The following is a 20993-nucleotide window of genomic DNA, read 5'->3' on the forward strand; positions in this document are numbered from 1 at the left end:
AATTTTTTCGGAAAATTGAACAGCTTAGCGCAATGAAAAATAAGTGTTTTTCTCGGCGTCCAAAGGATCGCCGAAGGCATTGATCGCCCTGTCTGCGCCGTTCTTCAGCGGATTTTCTTGGTCCTTGCGATGCCGGGCATCGCGCGGAAAAGGGGAAGAGGCTGCAATACTTCTGAAATGGTTCACCGGTCCTGAAATCTGTTTCGAACTATCGGATCACACACTAGCCTTCGCGGTTGCGAAAATTCAATGAAAATAAACAGGGAAAATAAACAGGGCAGCGCCACTGCTGCGCCGACCCGTGGTGGCGCGGGCGTAAAAACCGGCTGCGATTGTCGCCAATGGCGCTGTTTACGGCAGGAGAAAAGGCTCCATCGCCATCTCGCCGGCGCGGATCGTCACCCTGGTATTCGGGGGAACGGCGCACCAGGGTGCGCAATCGAAGGAAAAGGGTTCGGAACTCAATGCGATGCCGTCATCGAGCCCTCGCCAGTAGAGTGTCGGCGGCTTGTCGTCGCTCGACCAGCGGAAGGCATGCAGGCAATCGCCATCCATAAGAACGGCGCTGAATCGCAGCGCGGAAGACACGCCTGCCGCCGTCATCTTTTCCTGGCAGAGCCGCAGCGCGGTGGAAATGGCGCGAACCGGCTCGGTGTCGAGGCCATGCCCGGCGGCAATCAGGAAAAGGGCTTCGCTGTCGCCGGTGCCGCGCCGGGATGCATAGATATCGTCGGGAATGAGGGAATCGATATCGCGCCTGATCTGCTCGTAACCGCCGATCTGGCCGTTATGCATGAACAGGTATCGCTCATGCGCAAAGGGATGGCAATTGGCGCGGGACACTTCGCCTGACGTGGCGGAGCGGACATGGGCCATGAACATGCCCGAGCGGAGCTGGTGGCAAAGCGCCGCCAGATTGGCATCGGACCACGCGGGCCTCGTATCGCGAAAAACGCCGGGCGTTCCGCGTTCGCCATACCAGCCAAGGCCGCAACCATCGCCATTGACGACGGTTTTCGCTTCCCTTGCGGCCATGGACTGGCTGACCAGCGATGCTTCCGGCTCGATCAGCAGACTGTCGAGCCAGTCCGGTTTACCGGAATAGGCAAAGAGGCGGCACATTCATGCGGCTCTGTTCAGGGCCTTGTTTCCGAGCGCGAAGCCGACGGCGGCCTTCGCGTGAATGGCGGTCGAATCGTAACCCGGCAGCGGCAACGCGTCGGGGTCGATCAGCAGTGAAATCTCGGTGCAGCCGAGGATGACGGAATCGACACCGAGTGCGCGGGCCTTCTCGATGACCGCGAGATAGCGCTCGCGCGAACAGGACTTGATTTCGCCCTGGCAAAGTTCGCCGAAGATGATGTCGTGGATCGCAACCCGGTCTTCCGCATCGGGCACGACCACCTCGACGCCGTGGCGGCGCATGCGGTCGGTATAGAAACCGTGTTCCATCGTGTAGCGGGTGGCGAGCAGCAGCGGCTTGCGGCGTCCGTCCGCCTTCAGGGCTGCGGCGGTTTCATCGATGATGTCGATCAGCGCCACGCCGGACATCTTCTCCACGGTGTCCGCGACCAGATGCATGGTGTTGGTGCAGATCAGCACGCAATCGGCGCCCGCATTGGCAAGGCGCGCGCCGGCCGCACCCAGAAGCGCACCAGCCTCATCCCAGCGATCGGCCTTCTGAAGGGCGACGACCTCGGAAAAATCGAGCGAATGCATGACGATGTCGGCCGAAACCAGCCCGCCGCGGCTGTCGCGCACGGCCTCGTTGATCATGCGGTAATAGGTTGCGGTGGATTCCCAGCTCATGCCGCCGATCAGGCCGATCCGTTTCATAAGAGTTCCCTTATCAAGTTTGATTGGAAATAAGAATGCCATCGTCGGGGCGAAAACGGCATGCGTTTTTGCAGGGATTTCGCGGCATATATGCAAAGTTGAGGCGCTATTTGTCAAAATATCGCAAACTTCTTGCGCCATTGCGTTAACCTGTGCATTCTTCACCGATGATTGATGATCGGGACCGCCGAATCCTTGCGATTCTCCAGGAAAATGCTGAAACGCCGCTTGCCGACATTGCGGAGGAAGTGTCGCTGTCGCTATCGGCCTGTTCGCGGCGCATCACGCGGTTGCGGGCGGAAGGTTATGTGACGGGTACGATGGCGCTGCTCGACCGGCGCAAGATCAACCTGCCGACCACGGTTTTCCTGCTGGTGAGAACCGGCCTGCATGCGGAGGACTGGCTGGACCGGTTCCATGCCGCCGTCAGCACCATACCGGAAATTGTCGAGGTTCACCGGCTGACCGGCAATTTCGACTATATTCTGAAACTCGTGCTGCCGAATGTCGAATATTACGACACGATCTACAAACAGATCCTGCGCCGCGTCGAGCTTTACGACATGTCCGCCTATATCTCCATGGAGACCGTGAAGTTGTCGTCTTCGCTGCCGACGACACATATCTAGAGCCTTGATCAGCGCCCCGCCACGAAACGAACACCGAAGCGGAAGCTTCGCGTCTCGCCCGGTTGCAGCGCAATCGCATCCGCGAGTTCCGGCTGGTTGAAGGCGTTGGTCGGCGTTTCCACCGGTTCGAGCGCGATGGATTGCCGCCTGTTGCGGGCGAGCGTATCGCCGGTGAAGACATGCATGTGCCCGCGCTCCTGCCATACCGTCAGGCTCGAACCGTCGTGCCGGTTTTCGAGCCTCGTCTCGTAAAGCCCGTTTTCGGATGCGATGAGGTCGGTAAAGCAGACATCAAGCACATGGCCTGCCAGCGGCGCATGGAGAAAGCGGGTGTCGTCCCGTTTGACTATCCCGCCCTGTGGGTTGCGCAGGGGGATCAGGTCCTCGTCTGTTTCAATCGCCGTTCGCGAGGGCAGCGTGAGGAGAAGATCGTCGATAGACGTCGTGCCGGGCAGGCGGAAATAGGGATGCCAGCCGGCGGCGAAAGGCAGGAGCCGGTCGTCGCGATTGATGCCGCGTATGTCGATGGTGATCTCATGGCCGGCGAAACGATATTCCACCTCGATGGCGAGACGGTAGGGATAACCCTTGAAATCCGCAGGCGCTATTTCGGCGCGGAAGACGAGAATGTGAGCGCCGTTTTTCTCGGAAGACTGCGCAAGCGCGAAGGGCAGGGCTCTGGCAAATCCGTGGAAGACGAGGGCTTCATGGGCAAGCACCGGCTCAATGCGGTGCATCTGCCCGCCAAAACTGAACCGACCATCCGGTATGCGATTGGTGAAGGGTGCGAGAATGCCGTTTCTGACGCCGTTTTGCGACTGCATTTCGGCAGGCGTCGAATATCCGTCGACAAGATTTTCGCCTTCGCCGCCATGGGCAGAGACCGGCTGCCAGCTTAGAAGCGTCGCGCCCTCGTAAGCGATTTCGGCAATGAAACCGTTTCCAGAAACGGTCAGACCGGCAATCCCCGTGCCTGTGGTGGAGGGTGTCATCGGGAAATTGTCCTTTGCATGCATGCGTCTGCGGTCATCGGGGCAGCTGCCGTGCCGATTCGCCCGATCATCTTCGGTGAAGGACAATTTCGCAATGGCCGTTAAGGGTCCGCAAGGGCTGTATCAACAGGCTCCTGCCATCCCATGTCTGTCGGGCAATCAGTCCGGAAAGGTCCGTTTCGCGCCGCTGAAATATTCCATCAGCGCGGCCTGGTCCTCTCCACCCAGCCCGGCCGCCGTCAGCATGCGGTGCACCTCGGCGCAAACCGCCGTCAGCGGCATGGCCGTGTTGGTGCGCCGGGCGAGATCCTGCGCGCCGTTGAGGTCTTTCACCATGTTGTCGATGCGGCCGGTGCGGCGGTAATCCTTGGCCACATAACGCGGCATGTATTCCTGCAGGATGGCGCTGTCGGCGCGGCCGCCCTTCAGCGCCTGCGGGATTTTGGCGGCATCGACGCCGGCATCCAGCGCAAGCTGCGTTGCTTCCGCCACCGCAAGGAAGTTCAGCCCGCACAGAACCTGGTTGATGAGTTTCGTCGTCTGCCCCGCACCGCAGGGTCCCATGTGGGTGTAATTGCTGGCCACATGCTGCAGCACGCGGTGCGCATCGGCCACATCCGTTTCGCTGCCGCCGGCCATCAGCGTCAATTGCCCGATGAGCGCCTTGGGCGCGCCGCCCGAAAGCGGGCTGTCCACCCAGCGCAGGCCTTTTTCGGCAGCATCGGCAGCCAGTTCCTTCGTCGCTTCCGGGTCGATGGAGGACATGTCGATGATGAGCGTGCCCGGCTTCGCCCCCGCCGCCACGCCATCCTTGCCGAAGACGGCGATGCGAACGATTTTCGGCGAATTGAGGCTGAGGATCACCACATCGGAAACCGAAGCCGCTTCCGCCGCCGTACCCGCGCTCTGCGCGCCAAGGCTCGTCAGCGCCGCCACCTTTTCCGCATCCAGATCGAAAACCGTCAGCTGATTTCCGGTCTCGATGAGCCGTGTGCCGATTGCCCCGCCCATGGCGCCGGCGCCGATCAGGGCGACTTTGTTCTTCTCGGTCATGGTGTTCACGGCCTCCTCCCAAAGTGTCGTGGTGTCGTCGTTTCGGTGTTTTTAAAGCGAAGCGGTGATGCCGCCGTCGACATAGAGAATATGCCCGTTCACGAAGGACGAGGCATCGGACGACAGGAAAATGCAGGCGCCGACAAGCTCTTCGACCTTGCCCCAGCGACCGGCGGGCGTGCGCTTTTCAAGCCATGCCGAGAAGGTCTCGTCCGCCACCAGGGCCGCGTTGAGCGGCGTATCGAAATAACCGGGTGCGATGGCGTTGCATTGCAGGCCGTATTTGGCCCAGTCCGTCGCCATGCCTTTCGTCAGGTTGCCGACGGCGCCCTTGGTGGCGGTGTAGGGCGCGATGCCGGGGCGGGCAAGGGCGGTCTGAACGCTGGCGATGTTGATGATCTTGCCACGGCCGCGGCTGATCATATGGCGCGCGGCCGCCTGTCCGGCATGGAACACCGAGGCGATGTTGGTCTGCAGCAGGCGCTCGAAGGCATCCGCCGGAAAATCCTCAAGCGGCGTGCGGTGCTGCATGCCGGCATTGTTGACCAGAATATCGATGGGGCCGACTTCCGCCTCGAAACCGTCGATGGCTTTGCGTACCGCTTCATGATCGGTGGCGTCGAAGGCAAGCGTTTTGGCGCCCTTGATGCCGGCGGCGGCGGCTTTCAGCTTCGCCTCGTCGCGCCCGTTCAGCACCACTTCCGCTCCCGCTTCCGCCAGCCCTTGCGCAAGCGCGAAGCCGATGCCCTGGGACGAACCCGTGATCAGGGCGCGGCGGCCGGAAAGATCGAACAATTTAAGGCCCACTGTTTCCTCCAGTCTCTCGACATTGCATTCATACAGGTTTATGTTATCGATAACATTCATCCCTTTCAGACGTGGATGTCAAGGCTTAAACGCCCGGTTTCGGTACGGATCGGGCGGGCGGGGAGGCCGCACGACGTGCAAATGCGCGGCAGGCGGCGGTGACAGGGATGCGGATTATTTTGTCGCGCCGCTCAGGCACGATGTCGAACGGGAGATATTTATGAGAGCGATTGTTGCCCATGGGGCAAAGGATGTGCGCATCGAGGAGCGGCCGGAGGAAGCGCCGGGGCCGGGAGAAGTGCGGCTTCGTCTGGTCCGGGGCGGAATTTGCGGCAGCGATCTGCATTATTACAACCATGGCGGTTTCGGCGCGGTGCGGCTTCGTGAACCCATGGTGCTCGGCCATGAGGTCTCCGCCGTCATCGAAGAAATGGGCGAGGGCGTGGAAGGGCTGAAGGTCGGCGGCCTGGTGGCCGTTTCGCCGTCCCGCCCTTGCAGAACCTGCCGTTTCTGCCAGGAAGGCCTGCACAACCAGTGCCTCAACATGCGCTTTTATGGCAGCGCCATGCCTTTCCCGCATATTCAAGGCGCTTTTCGCGAGGTTCTGGTGGCGGACGCCCTGCAATGCGTGCCGGCCGATGGGCTCAGCGCCGGCGAGGCCGCCATGGCGGAGCCGCTGGCGGTGACGCTGCATGCCACGCGCCGCGCCGGTGATTTGCTGGGGAAACGTGTGCTCGTCACCGGCTGCGGCCCTATCGGCATTCTGTCCATTCTGGCCGCGCGCCGCGCCGGCGCCGCTGAAATCGTCGCCACAGACCTTTCGGATTTCACGCTCGCCAAGGCGAAAGAAGCGGGTGCGGATCGTGTCATCAACAGCAAGCATGAGCCCGACGCACTTGCCGCCTATGGCGCGAACAAGGGAACCTTCGATGTTCTCTATGAATGCTCGGGCGCGGCCGTGGCGCTTGCCGGCGGCATTGCGGCGCTTCGTCCGCGCGGCATCATCGTCCAGCTCGGTCTTGGCGGCGATATGAGCCTGCCGATGATGGCGATCACCGCCAAGGAACTGGATCTGCGCGGCTCTTTCCGCTTCCACGAGGAATTCGCCACCGGTGTGGAATTGATGCGCAAGGGCCTGATCGACGTCAAGCCGTTCATCACCCAGACCGTCGATCTCGCCGACGCCATCTCGGCCTTCGAATTCGCCTCGGACCGCAGCCGCGCAATGAAGGTGCAGATCGCTTTTTCGTAAGCAGGGTTTCTACGCGCGAATGCGCCGACGTTTCGATCGGCGGCGGGTCCTCCCGCCGCCGATTTTTTCGGCGGGTTCTTGCCCGTGGAGACTCGTGAAGATGTTATCGATATCATCAACTGCTTTAGGTACGTCATTCCGGCCTTGAGCCGGAATCTAGCCGACGCGCGTCTGCGCGGCGAGAGAGTCCTTTCAGCCCAAGGACTTGGGCTGGCTGGATTCCGGCTCAAGGCCGGAATGACGGAGGGAAAGTGACGGACGCCAGCAAACGCCCCAGCCTGTCATACCCCCTAACACGATCGCCGCATATTTGGCTCCTGGCTGCGTCCACGACCGTCTTTACCGAGGTCGTCTCTGTCCATTTGCACATTTTGACGCAGGTCAAAAAGGTGATTTGCCGCTCGTCGTTTTTTGCGTTATCGAAATTTCAGAAATTACTGAAAATTCAGGAAACGTAAAAATGCCAACCAGCCTTTCCCCGCTCGTTCAGTCCTTCGTGCTGCATTTCGGTGAGATGGGCAGCCGCTGGGGCATCAACCGCACTGTCGGCCAAGTCTATGCTTTGCTTTATATTTCGCCGCAGCCATTGTGTGCGGACGAGATTGTGGAGGCGCTCGGCATCTCCCGTTCCAACGTGTCGATGAGCCTGAAGGAGTTGCAGGCGTGGAACCTTGCAATTCTCAAGCATTTTCCCGGCGACCGGCGCGATTTTTTCACGACGCCTGACGATGTCTGGCAAATTCTGCGCACCCTTGCCGAAGAGCGCAAGAAGCGCGAGATCGATCCGACGCTCAGCGTGCTGCGCGAAATTCTGATGGAAACGCCGGAAAACGAAGATGAGCGGCATGCGCAAAAGCGCATCGACGAGATGAGGACGCTGATCGAGCAACTGACCGGCTGGTATGACGATGTGAAGCGGCTGGAGACGGAAAGGCTGGCTTCGCTTCTGGCGCTCGGTTCGAAGGTCACGAAGCTTCTGGAGGCCAAGGACAAGATCGTCTCCCTCGCCAGACCCCGTGGCGCGAAGAAGGACGGGTGAGGAGATCTACCGTGAGCGTGTCCGTGGAAATCCGCCAGGGGGCCAATGGTGACGGGGCAGTCTGTCCCGCTCCGGTTGGAGTCTCATCCGACGCGACGAGTCGGCGCTTCTTCAGCAATGCCAATCGCAAAACCCCCCACGACAGGGCTGCCGGCCGGGCGAAAATGACACGCCCGCCGGCGGTTGGGAGATCCGTTGCCCTGCTGCATGTGCTGGCGGCTTTACTCTGGTTGCCGCAGGCAGGTCTGCTCGCCTTTTCAGTCGGAAGAATTGCCGATGGCGCGCCGATGATGGTGATCGTGCCGGCTGCGGCGGCGGTTCTCATCCTCGGCCTCATCAAGGCATGGCTGGAAAAGATCGCGGCGCGGCTGTCGTTTCGTGCCGCTCGCGCGGCGCTGTCGCAGCGGCGGCTGGAAGCGCTGCAGGCCGTGGCGAAGGTTTCCCCGCTCGATCTGTCGCGCACCGCCTCCGGTGAGGCGGCAGGCGTCGTGGCCGAGGCGGCAGAAGCGCTGGTGCCTTATCTTTCCCGTTTCCAGCCGGCGCGGATGAAGGCGACCGTCGTGCCGCTGGTTTTTGTGTTGGCGATCCTGCCCTTTACCTGGATTGCGGCGCTGGTGTTGCTGCTCGCCATGCCAACCATCCCGCTTTTCATGGCGCTCATCGGCTGGCAGGCCAAGGCCGCCAGCGAGAAGCAGCTTGCCGAGACGGGCAATATGAATGCCTTCCTGCTCGATCGCCTGCGCGGGCTGGAGACAATCCGCACGCTTGAAGCCGTCGATCTGACGGCGGAGCGTCTCAACGCCGATGCGCAGAACCTGAAGAAGCGGACGATGGCGGTGCTCAGGATCGCCTTTCTCTCCTCGGCGGTGCTGGAGCTTTTCGCAGCGCTCGGCGTTGCCATGACCGCCGTCTATATCGGTTTTCATCTGCTCGGTTTTCTCGATTTCGGAGCCTGGGGTCACAAGCTGACGCTTGCCGAAGGCCTCTTCATCCTGCTGCTGGCGCCGGCCTTTTTCGAACCGCTGCGGGAACTCTCCGCCGTCTGGCACGACCGCGCGGCCGGTGAAGCGGCGCTCGATGCGCTCGGCAAATTGACGGCCGGCGGTGCGGCCATCGCAGGCGAGGGCGTGGATGTGGCGTCTGTCGCAGCCCCGACGCCCGGCCTGCTGGAGATAGATAATCTCTCCTTCGCTTATCCGAGCAACCCACCTGTCATCCAAAATCTCAACCTGACCGTTCAACAGGGTGAGCGGGTAGCAATTCTTGGGCCTTCCGGTTGTGGCAAATCCACTGTACTCTCCTTGATTGCCGGGCTGGCCGAGGCTGGAGAGGGCTCGATCAGGATCGGCGGCGTCAAGCTCGATAATGCGACGGCGGATGGGCTGCGCAGGACGATTGGCTGGGTCAGCCAGAAGCCGTTCTTTTTTGCCGGTTCGCTGAAGGCGAATATTCGCTTCGGCCGTTCGGTTGTCACTGAGGGCATGGTGGAAGAGACGCTGCGCCGCACCGGGCTCGATGGCTTGTCACATGCGCGCCGGCATCTGCAGATCGGCGATGGCGGATATGGAATCTCGGGCGGGGAGGCGGTGCGGCTTGCCATTGCGCGTGCTTTCGCTGACCCCGCAACGCAGCTTGTTCTGGCCGATGAGCCGACAGCCCACCTCGACCGGGAAACGGCGGCTCTCGTCACGGATAACCTGCTGCAACTGGCAAATGGCAGGACATTGATCGTCGCGACCCATGATCCGGTGCTTGCGGCGCGCATGGACAGGATCGTGGATATGACGGCGATCCATTCGAGGGGGCAGCCATGATCGCACGTTTTGCGATATTGAAACCCATTATCGGCCTGTTCTGGTCGGCACGGCGCGGCATGTTGATGGCGGGTGCGGCTCTGGCGGTAATGACGGTGCTGGCGGGCATCGGCCTTCTCGGTGTTTCCGGCTGGTTCATCACCGCAACGGCGATTGCCGGTCTTCTGCCGGCAACGGCCTATGCCTTCGATGTCTTTGCGCCTTCGGCCGCCATTCGCCTTCTGGCGCTGGCGCGCACCGCCGCCCGTTACGGCGAACGCATGACGACCCATGACGCCACGCTTTCCGTGCTTGCAGCCCTTCGGGAAAAGCTGTTTCGCGGCTTTGCCGCGCCGCAGGCCGCGAAATCCCTGGAGGCGAGGCCTGCGCGCCTGCTCAACCGGCTTACGGCGGATATCGATGCGCTGGATTCGCTTTATCTGCGCGTGCTGGTTCCCGCCGCTGTCGCGATCCTTGCCGCAATCGCGACAGGTCTCGGGCTTGCTTTTCTCCATCCTCTGGCGGGCATTCTGGCGGCGGTTTTCCTCGTCGCGGCGGGGCTTGGAATTTCGGTTCGCGCCGCCTTGCGGGCGGAAACATTCTCGCGCCGCCGGGCAATCGGGCTGGAAGCCCTTCGTGCCCGCACGGCCGACCTCGTGAGCGGGCAGACGGAGCTCTTGACCACCGGCCGCCTTTCCGCGCAGGTCGCGGCGGTGAAACGGGCGGATGATTACCTCTCTGCCTGCGATGATACCCTGAACCGCATCGAGACCAGTGCCGGTTTTTCCTTCGGGGTTTCAGCGGCCGTTCTTTTGAGTACAGCCCTTCTCGGCATGGCCTGGCTTGCGGAACAGGGGGCGGTGAGCGCGCCGGCCGCGGCGCTCGGGCTGCTCGTCTGTTTTGCCGCGCTGGAGCCTTTCACGGCGCTTCGTCGTGGGGCGATGGAGCTTGGGCGCACGCTGTTTTCCGCAAGGCGCATCGCGCCGCGTCTTTCAGCAACGGCTGAGGGCCGCTGTCCCGTCTCGCCGGTCAACGGCATGGCGGCAGAGCTCAAAAACGTGCGTCTGGAGCGGGAAGGGAACGACAACCCCGTCCTGACGAATATCAGCCTTGCAATCGCTTCCGGGGAACGGGTTGCCATCATCGGCCAGAGCGGTGCGGGCAAGACAAGCCTCATCCAGCTTCTGGCGGGTGAATTGCGGCCGGCTGCGGGCACGGTCAACGCCTTGCCGTCCACTCTCATGACGCAGCGCAGCCAGCTTTTCCGCGACAGCATCGCCGACAATCTGCGGCTGGCGAAACCCGCCGCAACCGGGGCCGAGTTATGGGACGCGCTCGATGCGGCAGGCCTTGCCGAACACGTCAAATCCCTGGCCGCCGGGCTGGAGACAAGGCTCGGCGAGGCGGGCCAGGGGCTTTCCGGCGGTCAGTCGCGCCGGCTGGCGCTCGCCCGTTTCCTGCTGGCTAACCGGCCGCTCTGGCTTCTCGACGAGGTGACGGAAGGGCTGGACGGCGAGACCGCCCGTGACGTGCTCGCTCGGCTGTTTGCGAGGGCAGCGGGAAAGACAGTCGTGATGATCACCCATAATCGCCGCGAGGCGGAATTTGCCGATCGCGTCATCGTGCTGAAAGAGGGGCGTCAATTTGATGAATGTCAAAGCGGCACCCCGGAATACGGCGTAGTGCTGGAGACACTGCGCCCGGACTGAGATTTTTTGAGAGCCGGCGTCGTCTTTGAAATGGAAGGCCGGCCTTCCGGAAAAGGTGGATAGGACTATGGAACTCGACATAGTGGCGCTGTCGCGCCTGCAATTTGCAGTGACGGCTTTATATCACTTTCTGTTCGTTCCCCTGACGATCGGACTATCGGTGGTGATCGCCATCATGGAAACGGTCTATGTCATGACCGGCCGCACGGTCTGGCGGCAGATGACGAAATTCTGGGGCACCCTGTTCGGCATCAATTTCGTGCTCGGCGTTTCCACCGGTATCGTCATGGAATTCCAGTTCGGCATGAACTGGAGTTATTACAGCCACTATGTCGGCGATATTTTCGGCGCGCCGCTGGCCATCGAGGGCATGATGGCCTTCTTCCTGGAAGCCACCTTCGTCGGGCTGTTCTTTTTCGGCTGGGATAAATTGTCGAAACTCGGCCATCTCGTCGCGACATGGTGCGTGGCGCTCGGTTCGAATTTTTCGGCGCTATGGATATTGATCGCCAATGGCTGGATGCAGAACCCGACGGGCTCCGCCTTCAATCCCCAGACCATGCGCATGGAAGTGACTGACTTCTTCGAGGTCCTGTTCAACCCGGTGGCGCAGGCGAAGTTCGTTCACACGGTGTCTGCGGGTTATGTTACGGCCTCCATCTTCGTGCTCGGCGTTTCGGCCTGGTATGTGCTGAAGGGCCGTCATGTCGATCTCGCCAAGCGTTCGATGACGGTTGCCGCCTCCTTCGGTCTGGCGTCCGCGCTGTCGGTCGTCGTGCTGGGTGATGAAAGCGGCTATCTCTCCACCGAACACCAGAAGATGAAACTCGCCTCCATCGAGGCCATGTGGGAAACCGAGCCGGCCCCGGCCCCCTTCACGGCCATCGGGTTTCCCGATCAGGAAGCGCGCGAAACGCATTTCGCCGTGAAGATCCCGTGGGTGATGGGCCTCATCGGCACCCGCTCGCTCGACACGCAAATTCCGGGCATCAACGATCTGGTTGAGCAGGCCAAGACCCGCATCCGTGACGGTATCAAGGCCTATGACGCGCTGATGCAGATACGCGCCACCGGCAAGGGCGCGGAGTTGCCCGAAGAGGTGCGCGGCACCTTTGCCGAACTCGGCCATGAGCTCGGTTATGCCCTGCTGCTGAAACGATATGTCGACGATCCGCGCCAGGCGAATGAAGAGCAGATCGCCAAGGCGGCGGCGGATACCATTCCGCATGTACCGACCCTGTTCTGGTCGTTCCGCATCATGGTCGGCCTTGGCATCTTCTTCATCCTGCTGACGGCGACGTTCTTTTATCTTTCGGCCCGCCGCCGGCTGGATCATTATCCGCTGCTGCTGAAAGTGGCGGTCTTCGCCATTCCCCTGCCGTGGATCGCGGCGGAAATGGGCTGGGTGGTGGCCGAATTCGGCCGCCAGCCGTGGATCATCGAAGGCGTGCTGCCCACGGCCGCCGCCGTCTCCAGCCTCAGCGCCTCCACGGTCCTCATCACGCTCCTGTGTTTCATCGCCATCTACACGGTGCTGTTCATCGTCGAAATGGGGCTGATGCTGAAGGCGATCCGCAAGGGCCCCGAGCCGGACCATGAGCCGGAAGCGCCGCTCGTTCCTGAAAAACTCGTCGCTGCGGAGTAAACGATCATGATATTGCACCAACTCATCGACTACGAAATCCTCCGCGTCATCTGGTGGCTGCTGCTCGGCGTGGTGCTGATCGGTTTTGCCGTGACCGGCGGTTTCGATCTCGGCACCGGCGCGCTCCTGCCCTTCGTCGCGAAAACGGATATCGAGCGGCGTGTCGTCATCAATTCCATCGGCCCGGTCTGGGAAGGCAATCAGGTCTGGCTCATCCTTGGCGGCGGTGCGATCTTCGCCGCCTGGCCGCCGCTTTATGCGGTGTCGTTTTCAGGGTTTTACCTGGCGATGTTCGCCACCCTGTTTGCGCTGATCCTGCGGCCGGTCGGTTTCAAATATCGCTCCAAGCGTGAAAGCGCCGCCTGGCGCACCGGCTGGGACTGGGCTCTGTTCATCGGCGGCTTCGTTCCCGCGCTGATCTTCGGCGTGGCCATCGGCAATGTGCTGCAGGGCGTTCCCTTCCACCTCAATGACGACCTCAGGATTTTCTACGATGGCACGACGCTGTTCGAGCTTCTGAACCCTTACGCCATCCTCTGCGGCCTCGTATCAGTCTGCATGCTCATCATGCACGGTGCGGCATGGCTGGTGCTGAAGACGGATGGTCCGGTCGCAGCCCGTGCCCGCGGTTTCGGCAGCATCGCGGCGCTTGCCACCACCGTTCTTTTTGCGCTCGGCGGCGTCTTTCTGTGGCTCGGTATCGATGGCTATCGCTTCACCTCGGAGGTCGTGACCGACGGCCCGTCCAACCCGCTGTCGAAGACGGTCGAGGTTGCGGGCGGTGTCTGGTTTGCCAATTATGCGGCGCATCCCTGGATGATGCTGGCGCCGGCGCTCGGTCTTGTCTTCCCGCTCGTCGCTTTCGTCTTGCTCCGGGCCCGCAGGGAAGTGCTGGCGCTGCTTTCCAGCTCGCTCGCGATTTTCGGCATCATTTCAACGGTGGGGCTGACGATGTTTCCCTTCATCCTGCCGTCTTCGGTCGATCCGAAATCGAGCCTGACGGTGTGGGATGCATCGTCCAGCCATATGACACTGTTCATCATGCTGGTCGTCGCCCTCATCTTCATCCCGATCATCGTCGCCTATACGTCATGGGTCTATCGCGTGCTGTGGGGCAAGGTGGATGAAAAGGCGATCCGCGACGACAGCGGTCATGCTTATTGATTGAGAAAGAAGGAGATCGAACATGTGGTATTTCGCCTGGCTGCTCGGCCTGCCTCTCGCCGCCATCTTCGCCGTCATGAACGCGATGTGGTATGAGCTGATGGAAGAAAACGCGAAAAAGGCCGAAGCGAAGCTGGATAAATAGGGCTTTGGCGGAAGCCTCTCCTCCGTCATGCCGGACTGGATCCGGGGTGACGGAGTTCGGATGATGTAACTCCGCCAGATATAAAAAGGGCGGCATCCGGTTGGGATGCCGCCCTTTTGGGTACAACAGCCGTGCGTGCGATGCGCGGCGTCAGTGGATCGCGATGCCGCGCTTGTCCGCTTCTTCCTTGATGATGTCTTCAACGATGGCCCTCTTGAGATTTGGATTTCCCAGAAGATAGTCGTCGGCGATCTCGAAGATCGATTTCGGATTCTCGGTCCTGTGCAGGGTGTCGAGGTCCTGGCCGATCTGCTCTCGAAGGCTGGAATAGTCGTCCATCGCGGCGCTCCCGTTTATCGGTTCAATCCAGAAGGTCGGCTGGAACCTTGCCGCCGTTTTCGGACAGTTTCTTGATGACGGCCTTGTGCAGCCAGATGTTCATGGTCGCCGAATCCGAGGTGTCGCCGGTATAGCCGAGTTCGCCAGCCAGTTCCTTCCGGGCGCTGAGGCTGCTGTCGAGATTGAGCGCTTTCAGAAGGTCGACGATCGAATGTTTCCAGTCGAGTTTCTGGCCGTTCTGCTTGACCGCCGCATCCAGAATCGAAGCGACGTCGACATTGCCGGTGGGAGCCGGAGCCGCGGCTGTCGGAGCAGGTGCTGCCGGTGCGGCCGGGCTTGCCGTGGGTGCCGGCGTGCCGGCCGGAGCCGAAGTCTGCGGTGCGGCCTCGGCCTTGCCGAAAATAGCGTTCTTGATCTTGTCGAAAAAGCTCATGGTGTCCTCTCCTTAGCGGCGAAATGCCCGCCCGACGGCGATGAGAATGCAGGCGCCGATGAAACCGGCGATGAGATAGCCAATCCAGCCTCCGAGCGAAATGCCCACGAGCCCCAGAAGGAAATTGGCGACGATGGCGCCGACAATGCCGAGGATAATGTTCATGAAAAGACCCATATTGCTTTTCATGAACTGTTCGGCGAGCCAACCGGCTACGCCGCCGATGATGATTGCTGCAATCCAGCCAACTTGTGCGTCTTCCATAACAAGCCTTTCCTTTGTGAGAGAGGTCCGCAGGCATATGGACAGGCTTTTGCGCGCACTGATCCCCCCGCCTTGAATAGACCTCAGGCGGAGCAATAACGACGATATGGGCGATTGGTTCCGTGCGGCGAACCATGCGCCGCATATTCTTTAGCTCTGGCTTTGAAAGTCGAGGCCGATATCGAGAACCGGCGCGCTGTGGGTCAGCCAGCCGACGGAGATGAGATCGATGCCGGTCGCGGCGATGGCTGCGGCCGTCTGCGGATTGATGCGGCCCGACGCTTCGGTAATGGCGCGACCGGCGACGATCCCCACCGCCTCGCGCAGCTGTTCGGGTGTCATATTGTCGAGAAGGACCGCATCGACGCCCTCATCCATGACTTCGCGCAACTGCGCAAGCGTATCGACCTCCACCTCGATCTTGACGAGATGCCCCACGCCCTGCCGGGCGCGGCGGATGGCGTCGCGCACGCCGCCGGCCACGGCGATATGGTTGTCCTTGATGAGAACAGCGTCATAAAGCGCAAAACGGTGGTTCGTGCCGCCGCCGGCGCGCACGGCATATTTTTCCAGGGCTCTCAGCCCCGGCGTCGTCTTGCGGGTGCAGGCGACCGAGGCCCTGGTGCCGGCAATGGCGGCAACGATTTTTGCGGTGACGGAAGCGATGCCCGACAGGTGGCCGAGGAAATTCAGCGCCGTGCGCTCCGCCGTCAGAAGGTCGCGCGAGGGGCCTTCGATCGTCGCGATGATATCGCCGGGCGTCACGGCGGCCCCATCCTGCACATGCCGTTTCATCGCGATGGCCGGGTCTACGAGCTGGAAAGCAAGTTCCGCCGCGTCGAGACCGGCAATAACGCCCGGTTCGCGCGCGGCCATGACGACGACCGAGCGATGATCGGCGGGAATGACGGCGGCGGACGTGATGTCGCCCGCCAGCCCGAGGTCTTCCAGAAGGGCGTTGCGCACGAGCGGTTCGATGATGAGGCGTGGCAGGGGTGAAAGGGTCATGTCAGGCGCTCCGCGCAAGGCTGGCCGAAGAATGGCTGGAAGAGGAAAATTCATGGGCGATGGTGAGAACGTCGCTGAGGTTCAGCCTGCGCCTTGTGGCCGTCGCATGTTTTTCAGGGAAATCGTCGCGGAAATGCGCGCCGCGCGATTCCGTGCGCAGCGCCGCAAAGACGGCGATGGCCAGCGCGACAAGGGCAGGATCGGATGCCGGGCCGTTCCGCTCAGCCAGTGGCAGAAGATCGCGGATCGCGCCGGTCAATCCTTCGGCATGTCTTACGATGCCGAGATGGCGGGAAACGATGGGCCGGACCGGGGAGAGGTCGGCTACCGGGAAATCGGGCACGGGGAGCGTTGCGATATCCGCTGCCTGTTTTCCCGCATATGCCTGCCTGCCGGCAATGTCTTCTGCCGCGCGCATGCCCATGGCCGCCGCTTCCAGCAGGGAATTGCTGGCAAGCCGGTTTGCGCCATGCAGACCCGTGCAGGCGGTTTCGCCGGCAACCCAAAGGCCCGGCACCGAGCTTTGGCCTCTGCCATCGGTGGCGACGCCGCCCATATGGTAATGCACCGCCGGGCGCACCGGAACGAGCTCACGGGCGGGGTCTATCCCGGCTTCGCGGCAGAGCAGGTCGATCGAGGGGAAGCGGGCGGAAAAGCCGGAGCCGAGCGCCTTGCGGGCATCGAGAAAGACCTTGCCGCCACGCAGGATTTCGCGGTCGATGGCGCGGGCGACAATATCGCGGGAGGCGAGTTCCGCACCCGGAACGGCAGCCATGAAACGTTCGCCGTTTTCATTGAGAAGCAGCGCGCCTTCGCCCCGCACCGCCTCGCTCACCAGCGCCAGCGGCCGTCTGGGCGAGGAAAGCGCCGTCGGATGGAATTGCACGAATTCCATATCGGCGAGGATGGCGCCGGCGCGGGCAGCGAGCATGATGCCCTGCCCGAAATTGCCGGAGGGATTGGTCGTTGCTTCATAAAGCCCGCCGAGGCCGCCGGTGGCGAGAACGACCTGGCTTGCCGGCAAAGTGAAGCAGCCTTTTGGCCCGATGCAGGCGAGACCGGCGATGACGCCGTCTTCCGTCAGCAGGCGGCGAACCTCCGTGCCTTCCAGAACCGTAATGGACGGCGCGCGAAGAACGGCGGCTGCAAGTGCCCTCACAATCGTCGCACCCGACCCGTCGCCTTCGGCATGGAGAATGCGTCGTCGGCTATGGGCGGCTTCGAGCCCGAACACATAGTTGTCTGAGGCGTCACGGTCGAAGCGAACGCCCGCCCGCTCCAGTGCATCGATGACGGCGGGGGCGGCGGATATAATCTCAACTGCCAGATCTTCATCGCAAAGGCCATCGCCCGCAGCGAGCGTATCGGCAAGATGCAGGGCCGCGCGGTCATCCGGACCGAGGCTGGCGGCAATGCCGCCCTGCGCCCAGGCGCTGGACGTCTCGCCGCCGAGAACGCCGCGTGTGAGAAGCAGCACGGGCTGCGGCGCAAGCGTCAGCGCCGCCATCAGGCCCGCAATGCCGCTGCCGACAATGACCGTCCAGCCCGTATGCGACGGGAGGCGTTCGCTCATACTTCCAGCATCCTTTCCACGGCGCGGCGGGCGGCGACAGCGATGGCGGGGTCGACCGTCACTTCGTGGCGGTTTTCCTCCAGCGCCGTGCGGATATTGCCAAGCGTGATGCGCTTCATATGCGGGCAGAGATTGCAGGGGCGGATGAATTCGACATCCGGGTGATGCACGGCGACATTGTCGCTCATCGAGCATTCCGTCAAAAGCACCACGCGGGCGGGGCGCTCGCGGCCGACATAATCCGACATGACGGCGGTGGAGCCGGAAAAATCCGCAGCCTCGACGACATCGGGCGGACATTCCGGATGCGCCAGCACGGTGACGCCCGGATGGCTTTCGCGCAATTCGCGGATGTCATCGGCGGTGAAAAGCTCGTGCACCTCGCAATGGCCGCGCCAGGCGATCAGCTCGACATTGGTTTCCCGCGCCACGTTTTTCGCCAGATATTCATCCGGCAACATCAGCACGCGCGGCACGCCCAGCGATTCCACCACCTGGCGGGCATTGCCGGAGGTGCAGCAGATGTCAGATGCCGCCTTCACCGCCGCGGAGGTGTTCACGTAGGTCACGACCGGAACGCCGGGATAGGCCTTGCGCAAAAGCGCGATGTCCTCGGGCGTGATGGAATCGGCCAGCGAACAGCCGGCGGCCATATCCGGAATGAGCACGGTTTTTTCCGGATTGAGCAGCTTTGCCGTCTCGGCCATGAAATGCACGCCGGCCAGAACGATGACATCCGCTTCCACCTCCATTGCCTTGCGGGCAAGGGCGAGGCTGTCGCCAACAATATCGGCGACGCCGTGGAAGATTTCCGGTGTCTGGTAATTATGGGCGAGGATGACGGCGTTGCGCTTGCGCTTCAACTCGAGGATCGCATCCACATCGTCCTCAAAGCCCATCCATTCGGCCTTGGGAATGACGCGGGCAACGCGGTCGTAAAGGCTTGCGGCGGAAATCTGCTCGTTCACGGTGCTCTCCCATTTATACTCTTTTTGAGTATATCTAGGGCAAAGACATATTCTCATCGTGAGCATATGTCAATTGCGGGAGAGGGGCAGTTTCGTTCCGGAAAGGGCGCGTTCATCGAGAACGGTCTGGCGGAAGCGAAAAAGCTTTGCCGGGCGTCCGCCGGTTTCGGTCGCCATGTCGCCGGTCTCTTCCACCAGCTGCTGCTGTTCGATCAGCCGACGGAAATTCTGCTTGTGCAGGGTCAGCCCGGCCAGCGCCTCGATGGCGCGCTGTAGCTGCAGGAGCGTGAAGGCGTCGGCCATCAGTTCGAACACCACCGGTCGATATTTGATCTTGGCCCGCAGACGCGCGATGCCGGTGGCAAGGATGCGGCGGTGATCGGCAAACATCGGCCTGCCGAAATTGATCCGCGGTTCGCCCTGCGCTTCCTCGACCAGCCCGGCTTCATAGAGCAACTCGTAACGCTGCAGGGTCAATTCCTCGTTCCAGCCGCCGCCATCGAGGCCGAAGGTGAAATCGGCGCGCAAATGGCGCTGGCTTTTGGAGGCGGGATCGGAATCCGCCCAGGCGCGCAGCCTGTCGATGATGCTGTCCAGAACTTCCGGGCGTCCCTGGCGGTGGTCCTCCCAGGGGAAATATTCGTACCAGCCGTGCCAGAGCGGGCGTTTGCCGCCGGAGGCTTCCTGTTCGCGAACCAGCCCGAGATAACCGATGGAGATGGTTCTGCCGCCTAAAATGTCGTTGTTGCGGTCGCGATCGGCGAAAGTATAGAGCTGTTCGAGATAACCGACGGGGTGATGAGTCTGTTCGTGAATCCATTCCCGCAAGCCGCTCTGGAGCGTTCTGTGCCCGAATTCGAATGGTCCCGACGGAAGCGCTGCACCTTCCCGAACGGTCATGACCCGCGGCTCATCCGTGGTGATGGCGGTGACGACGGCGATGAGTTCGGCATGGGCAAGCCCGATGGTCACGGCGGCTCCTCTGGTCGTTGGCGCAAGATCAATCTTCTTTGGCACAGGAAGGTTGCTTCGCCAACATGGCGACCAAAAAGGGCTGTCGATAATCCGCCGACCGCAAAACCGCGTCGCATCAGACAAAAGGATGAATTCTTGTGGTTAGCCGTCTATCGTCTGGTATGTTACAGACCCGCACAAGCATTTCAGACGGGTAGAAGGCCGATGTTGGAGAATATATCGCTGGAAGAGACACTTGTAGGTTATTATAGCTGGAACATCGGGCAAAACCTGATTTATCTCGATGCCGTGGCCGCTCACCTGCGCGAAGTTTCACCCGATAAGGCCGCCTGCGGCATTCCCGTCGAACATTTCATCGCGCAGATCGAAAGCGGCTCGCGGGCGCGTGTCGCCAAGGCGGTTTATAATTCGCTGACAAATGGCGTGTTTTATGATCAGGAATACCGCATTCAGCTCAAGGCAGGCGGTTTTCGCTGGCTGCGGACAACGGGACGGGTAATCCTGGACAGCGACCGGATTCCGATCATGGCCATGGGTACGGTGCGGGATGTGAGTGCAGGCAAGGTTTTGTTGATGTGACATGCGGCCGGTCTCTTTCGTAGCGAGACGGCCGATTTATTTTATGTCGTTCATTGTTTTGATGTTGCGGTGACATGGTCCGGCAGATCGCAATTTTGCTGTTTCAGATCGTCCTGGTCATCGGCCTCGGCATAGCCGGCATCCGCATCGCCTCGCTCGTCAATGGCGAGGCGACCCCGGCGCCAGCAGGCCTCGCGGCCAATACGGAACTGCTGTGGACGACCTCACCGGTGCGGGTCGATCCGCGTAGCCAAAATTACGAGCGCATTCCGATGCCTCCCGATCTTTATCCGCTGAAAATGCATGCGGACCAGCGTCTGCGCGTGATTTCCAGCAGCCGCTTCACCTTCAAGGGTAAGGAATTCCGCCTCGCCGGCGTGGAGGATGTTGAGCGCAACCGCGTCTGCACCGGCCCCGACGGCCGCCGTTTCGCCTGCGGCCTCAACGCTTTCAAAGCGCTGGAGAACCGGCTGCGCGGCAGATATCTGGAATGTCGGACGGTGGAGGAGGGTGGTGCTGGCGGTTCCGTGGAGTGCCGGATCAACGGGCAGGATGTGCGGGCGTTGCTGCAATAGGCGATCGGCTCGAACGGCTTGCAAGATGCGCGAGAGCGACTGGCCGAAGGGAAGATACTTTCTGTCTGGGAAGGTTTGGTGGAGCTAAGCGGGATCGAACCGCTGACCTCTTGCATGCCATGCAAGCGCTCTCCCAGCTGAGCTATAGCCCCATAAGGGTTCCGGCATTTCTTCCGGTTCCGGGAACCGAAGCGGTTGTTGTTCCGTTCGGTGGC

Annotated in this window: 23 protein-coding genes and 1 tRNA gene; 10 read left to right on the forward strand and 14 right to left on the reverse strand. The window is 61.5% G+C overall.

Annotated elements, in window-relative coordinates; genetic code table 11:
* Positions 1–24: 24 nt before the first annotated feature.
* The 3 genes from EM858_RS27210 to EM858_RS20815 all read right to left on the reverse strand — a co-directional run bounded on the left by EM858_RS27210 (position 25) and on the right by EM858_RS20815 (position 1836).
* The gene (locus EM858_RS27210) at positions 25–186 is read right to left on the reverse strand and encodes a hypothetical protein (protein ID WP_164865505.1); all 162 of its coding nucleotides are present in this window, start codon (positions 184–186) and stop codon (positions 25–27) included.
* Between the two features lie 165 nt (positions 187–351).
* The gene (locus tag EM858_RS20810) at positions 352–1122 is read right to left on the reverse strand and encodes a class II glutamine amidotransferase (protein ID WP_127757843.1); all 771 of its coding nucleotides are present in this window, start codon (positions 1120–1122) and stop codon (positions 352–354) included.
* Positions 1123–1836, reverse strand: coding sequence for an aspartate/glutamate racemase family protein (locus EM858_RS20815; protein WP_080819962.1), 714 nt, complete (start codon positions 1834–1836; stop codon positions 1123–1125). It lies immediately after the preceding gene.
* Between the two features lie 167 nt (positions 1837–2003).
* Here EM858_RS20815 and EM858_RS20820 point away from each other — a divergent pair, with 167 nt between their 5' ends.
* Complete coding sequence (locus EM858_RS20820; RefSeq protein ID WP_003522155.1) at positions 2004–2465, forward strand: Lrp/AsnC family transcriptional regulator; 462 nt, start codon at positions 2004–2006, stop codon at positions 2463–2465.
* Positions 2466–2473: 8 nt separating this feature from the next.
* Here the strand turns inward: EM858_RS20820 and EM858_RS20825 are convergent, their stop codons facing one another.
* The 3 genes from EM858_RS20825 to EM858_RS20835 all read right to left on the reverse strand — a co-directional run bounded on the left by EM858_RS20825 (position 2474) and on the right by EM858_RS20835 (position 5317).
* Entirely contained in the window at positions 2474–3457 is a 984-nt protein-coding gene (locus EM858_RS20825) for an aldose 1-epimerase (protein WP_127757844.1), read from the reverse strand.
* Positions 3458–3616: 159 nt separating this feature from the next.
* Entirely contained in the window at positions 3617–4510 is an 894-nt protein-coding gene (locus EM858_RS20830; RefSeq protein ID WP_127757892.1) for an NAD(P)-dependent oxidoreductase, read from the reverse strand.
* Positions 4511–4561: 51 nt separating this feature from the next.
* Complete coding sequence (locus EM858_RS20835; RefSeq protein ID WP_003522158.1) at positions 4562–5317, reverse strand: SDR family oxidoreductase; 756 nt, start codon at positions 5315–5317, stop codon at positions 4562–4564.
* 220 nt (positions 5318–5537) lie between these two features.
* Between EM858_RS20835 and EM858_RS20840 the strand changes: the two genes are divergently transcribed.
* The 7 genes from EM858_RS20840 to cydX all read left to right on the forward strand — a co-directional run bounded on the left by EM858_RS20840 (position 5538) and on the right by cydX (position 14064).
* Complete coding sequence (locus EM858_RS20840; RefSeq protein WP_127757845.1) at positions 5538–6569, forward strand: L-idonate 5-dehydrogenase; 1032 nt, start codon at positions 5538–5540, stop codon at positions 6567–6569.
* Between the two features lie 460 nt (positions 6570–7029).
* A complete protein-coding gene (locus EM858_RS20850; RefSeq protein ID WP_127757846.1) occupies positions 7030–7608 on the forward strand; it encodes a GbsR/MarR family transcriptional regulator in 579 nt (192 codons plus the stop codon).
* Between the two features lie 17 nt (positions 7609–7625).
* Positions 7626–9422, forward strand: coding sequence for a thiol reductant ABC exporter subunit CydD (cydD, locus tag EM858_RS20855; RefSeq protein WP_127757893.1), 1797 nt, complete (start codon positions 7626–7628; stop codon positions 9420–9422).
* Positions 9419–11110 (forward strand): thiol reductant ABC exporter subunit CydC, encoded by a 1692-nt coding sequence (gene cydC / locus EM858_RS20860; protein WP_127757847.1) that lies wholly within the window; start codon positions 9419–9421, stop codon positions 11108–11110. Before cydD ends, cydC begins: the two co-directional genes overlap by 4 nt.
* 67 nt (positions 11111–11177) lie before the next feature.
* Positions 11178–12755 carry a cytochrome ubiquinol oxidase subunit I gene (locus EM858_RS20865; RefSeq protein WP_059756945.1) on the forward strand — a complete coding sequence of 526 codons (1578 nt, stop codon included), beginning with the start codon at positions 11178–11180 and terminating at the stop codon, positions 12753–12755.
* Positions 12756–12761: 6 nt separating this feature from the next.
* On the forward strand, positions 12762–13919 hold the full coding sequence (gene cydB / locus EM858_RS20870) for a cytochrome d ubiquinol oxidase subunit II (RefSeq protein ID WP_127757848.1): 1158 nt from the start codon (positions 12762–12764) through the stop codon (positions 13917–13919).
* A gap of 22 nt (positions 13920–13941) precedes the next feature.
* Positions 13942–14064, forward strand: coding sequence for a cytochrome bd-I oxidase subunit CydX (gene cydX / locus EM858_RS20875; RefSeq protein ID WP_003508602.1), 123 nt, complete (start codon positions 13942–13944; stop codon positions 14062–14064).
* A gap of 150 nt (positions 14065–14214) precedes the next feature.
* On the opposite strand, the gene EM858_RS20880 is transcribed toward cydX, so the two are convergent.
* From EM858_RS20880 to EM858_RS20910, 7 genes are all read right to left on the reverse strand, one after another.
* Positions 14215–14403 (reverse strand): hypothetical protein, encoded by a 189-nt coding sequence (locus tag EM858_RS20880; RefSeq protein ID WP_003522463.1) that lies wholly within the window; start codon positions 14401–14403, stop codon positions 14215–14217.
* A 22-nt stretch (positions 14404–14425) separates the two neighbouring features.
* Positions 14426–14836 (reverse strand): DUF3597 domain-containing protein, encoded by a 411-nt coding sequence (locus EM858_RS20885; protein ID WP_127757849.1) that lies wholly within the window; start codon positions 14834–14836, stop codon positions 14426–14428.
* Positions 14837–14848: 12 nt separating this feature from the next.
* Positions 14849–15100 carry a GlsB/YeaQ/YmgE family stress response membrane protein gene (locus EM858_RS20890; RefSeq protein WP_003522465.1) on the reverse strand — a complete coding sequence of 84 codons (252 nt, stop codon included), beginning with the start codon at positions 15098–15100 and terminating at the stop codon, positions 14849–14851.
* 150 nt (positions 15101–15250) lie between these two features.
* The gene (gene nadC / locus EM858_RS20895) at positions 15251–16108 is read right to left on the reverse strand and encodes a carboxylating nicotinate-nucleotide diphosphorylase (RefSeq protein ID WP_127757850.1); all 858 of its coding nucleotides are present in this window, start codon (positions 16106–16108) and stop codon (positions 15251–15253) included.
* A 1-nt stretch (position 16109) separates the two neighbouring features.
* Entirely contained in the window at positions 16110–17681 is a 1572-nt protein-coding gene (locus tag EM858_RS20900; RefSeq protein ID WP_127757851.1) for an L-aspartate oxidase, read from the reverse strand.
* Positions 17678–18649: a quinolinate synthase NadA gene (gene nadA, locus EM858_RS20905; protein ID WP_080819980.1), complete on the reverse strand. Its 972-nt coding sequence runs from the start codon at positions 18647–18649 to the stop codon at positions 17678–17680. The genes EM858_RS20900 and nadA overlap by 4 nt, the downstream gene beginning before the upstream one ends.
* Before the next feature lie 69 nt (positions 18650–18718).
* Positions 18719–19621 carry a hypothetical protein gene (locus EM858_RS20910; protein WP_080819982.1) on the reverse strand — a complete coding sequence of 301 codons (903 nt, stop codon included), beginning with the start codon at positions 19619–19621 and terminating at the stop codon, positions 18719–18721.
* Here EM858_RS20910 and EM858_RS27465 point away from each other — a divergent pair.
* Both EM858_RS27465 and EM858_RS20920 read left to right on the forward strand, forming a co-directional pair.
* On the forward strand, positions 19601–20203 hold the full coding sequence (locus EM858_RS27465) for a PAS domain-containing protein (protein ID WP_245483033.1): 603 nt from the start codon (positions 19601–19603) through the stop codon (positions 20201–20203). The genes EM858_RS20910 and EM858_RS27465 overlap by 21 nt on opposite strands.
* 74 nt (positions 20204–20277) lie before the next feature.
* A complete protein-coding gene (locus EM858_RS20920) occupies positions 20278–20778 on the forward strand; it encodes a thermonuclease family protein (RefSeq protein WP_127757853.1) in 501 nt (166 codons plus the stop codon).
* Between the two features lie 76 nt (positions 20779–20854).
* Here EM858_RS20920 and EM858_RS20925 read toward each other — a convergent pair.
* Positions 20855–20930, reverse strand: a tRNA-Ala gene (locus EM858_RS20925).
* Positions 20931–20993: the final 63 nt, after the last annotated feature.

Source organism: Agrobacterium sp. CNPSo 2736 (assembly GCF_004005385.1).
GTDB lineage: Bacteria > Pseudomonadota > Alphaproteobacteria > Rhizobiales > Rhizobiaceae > Agrobacterium > Agrobacterium leguminum.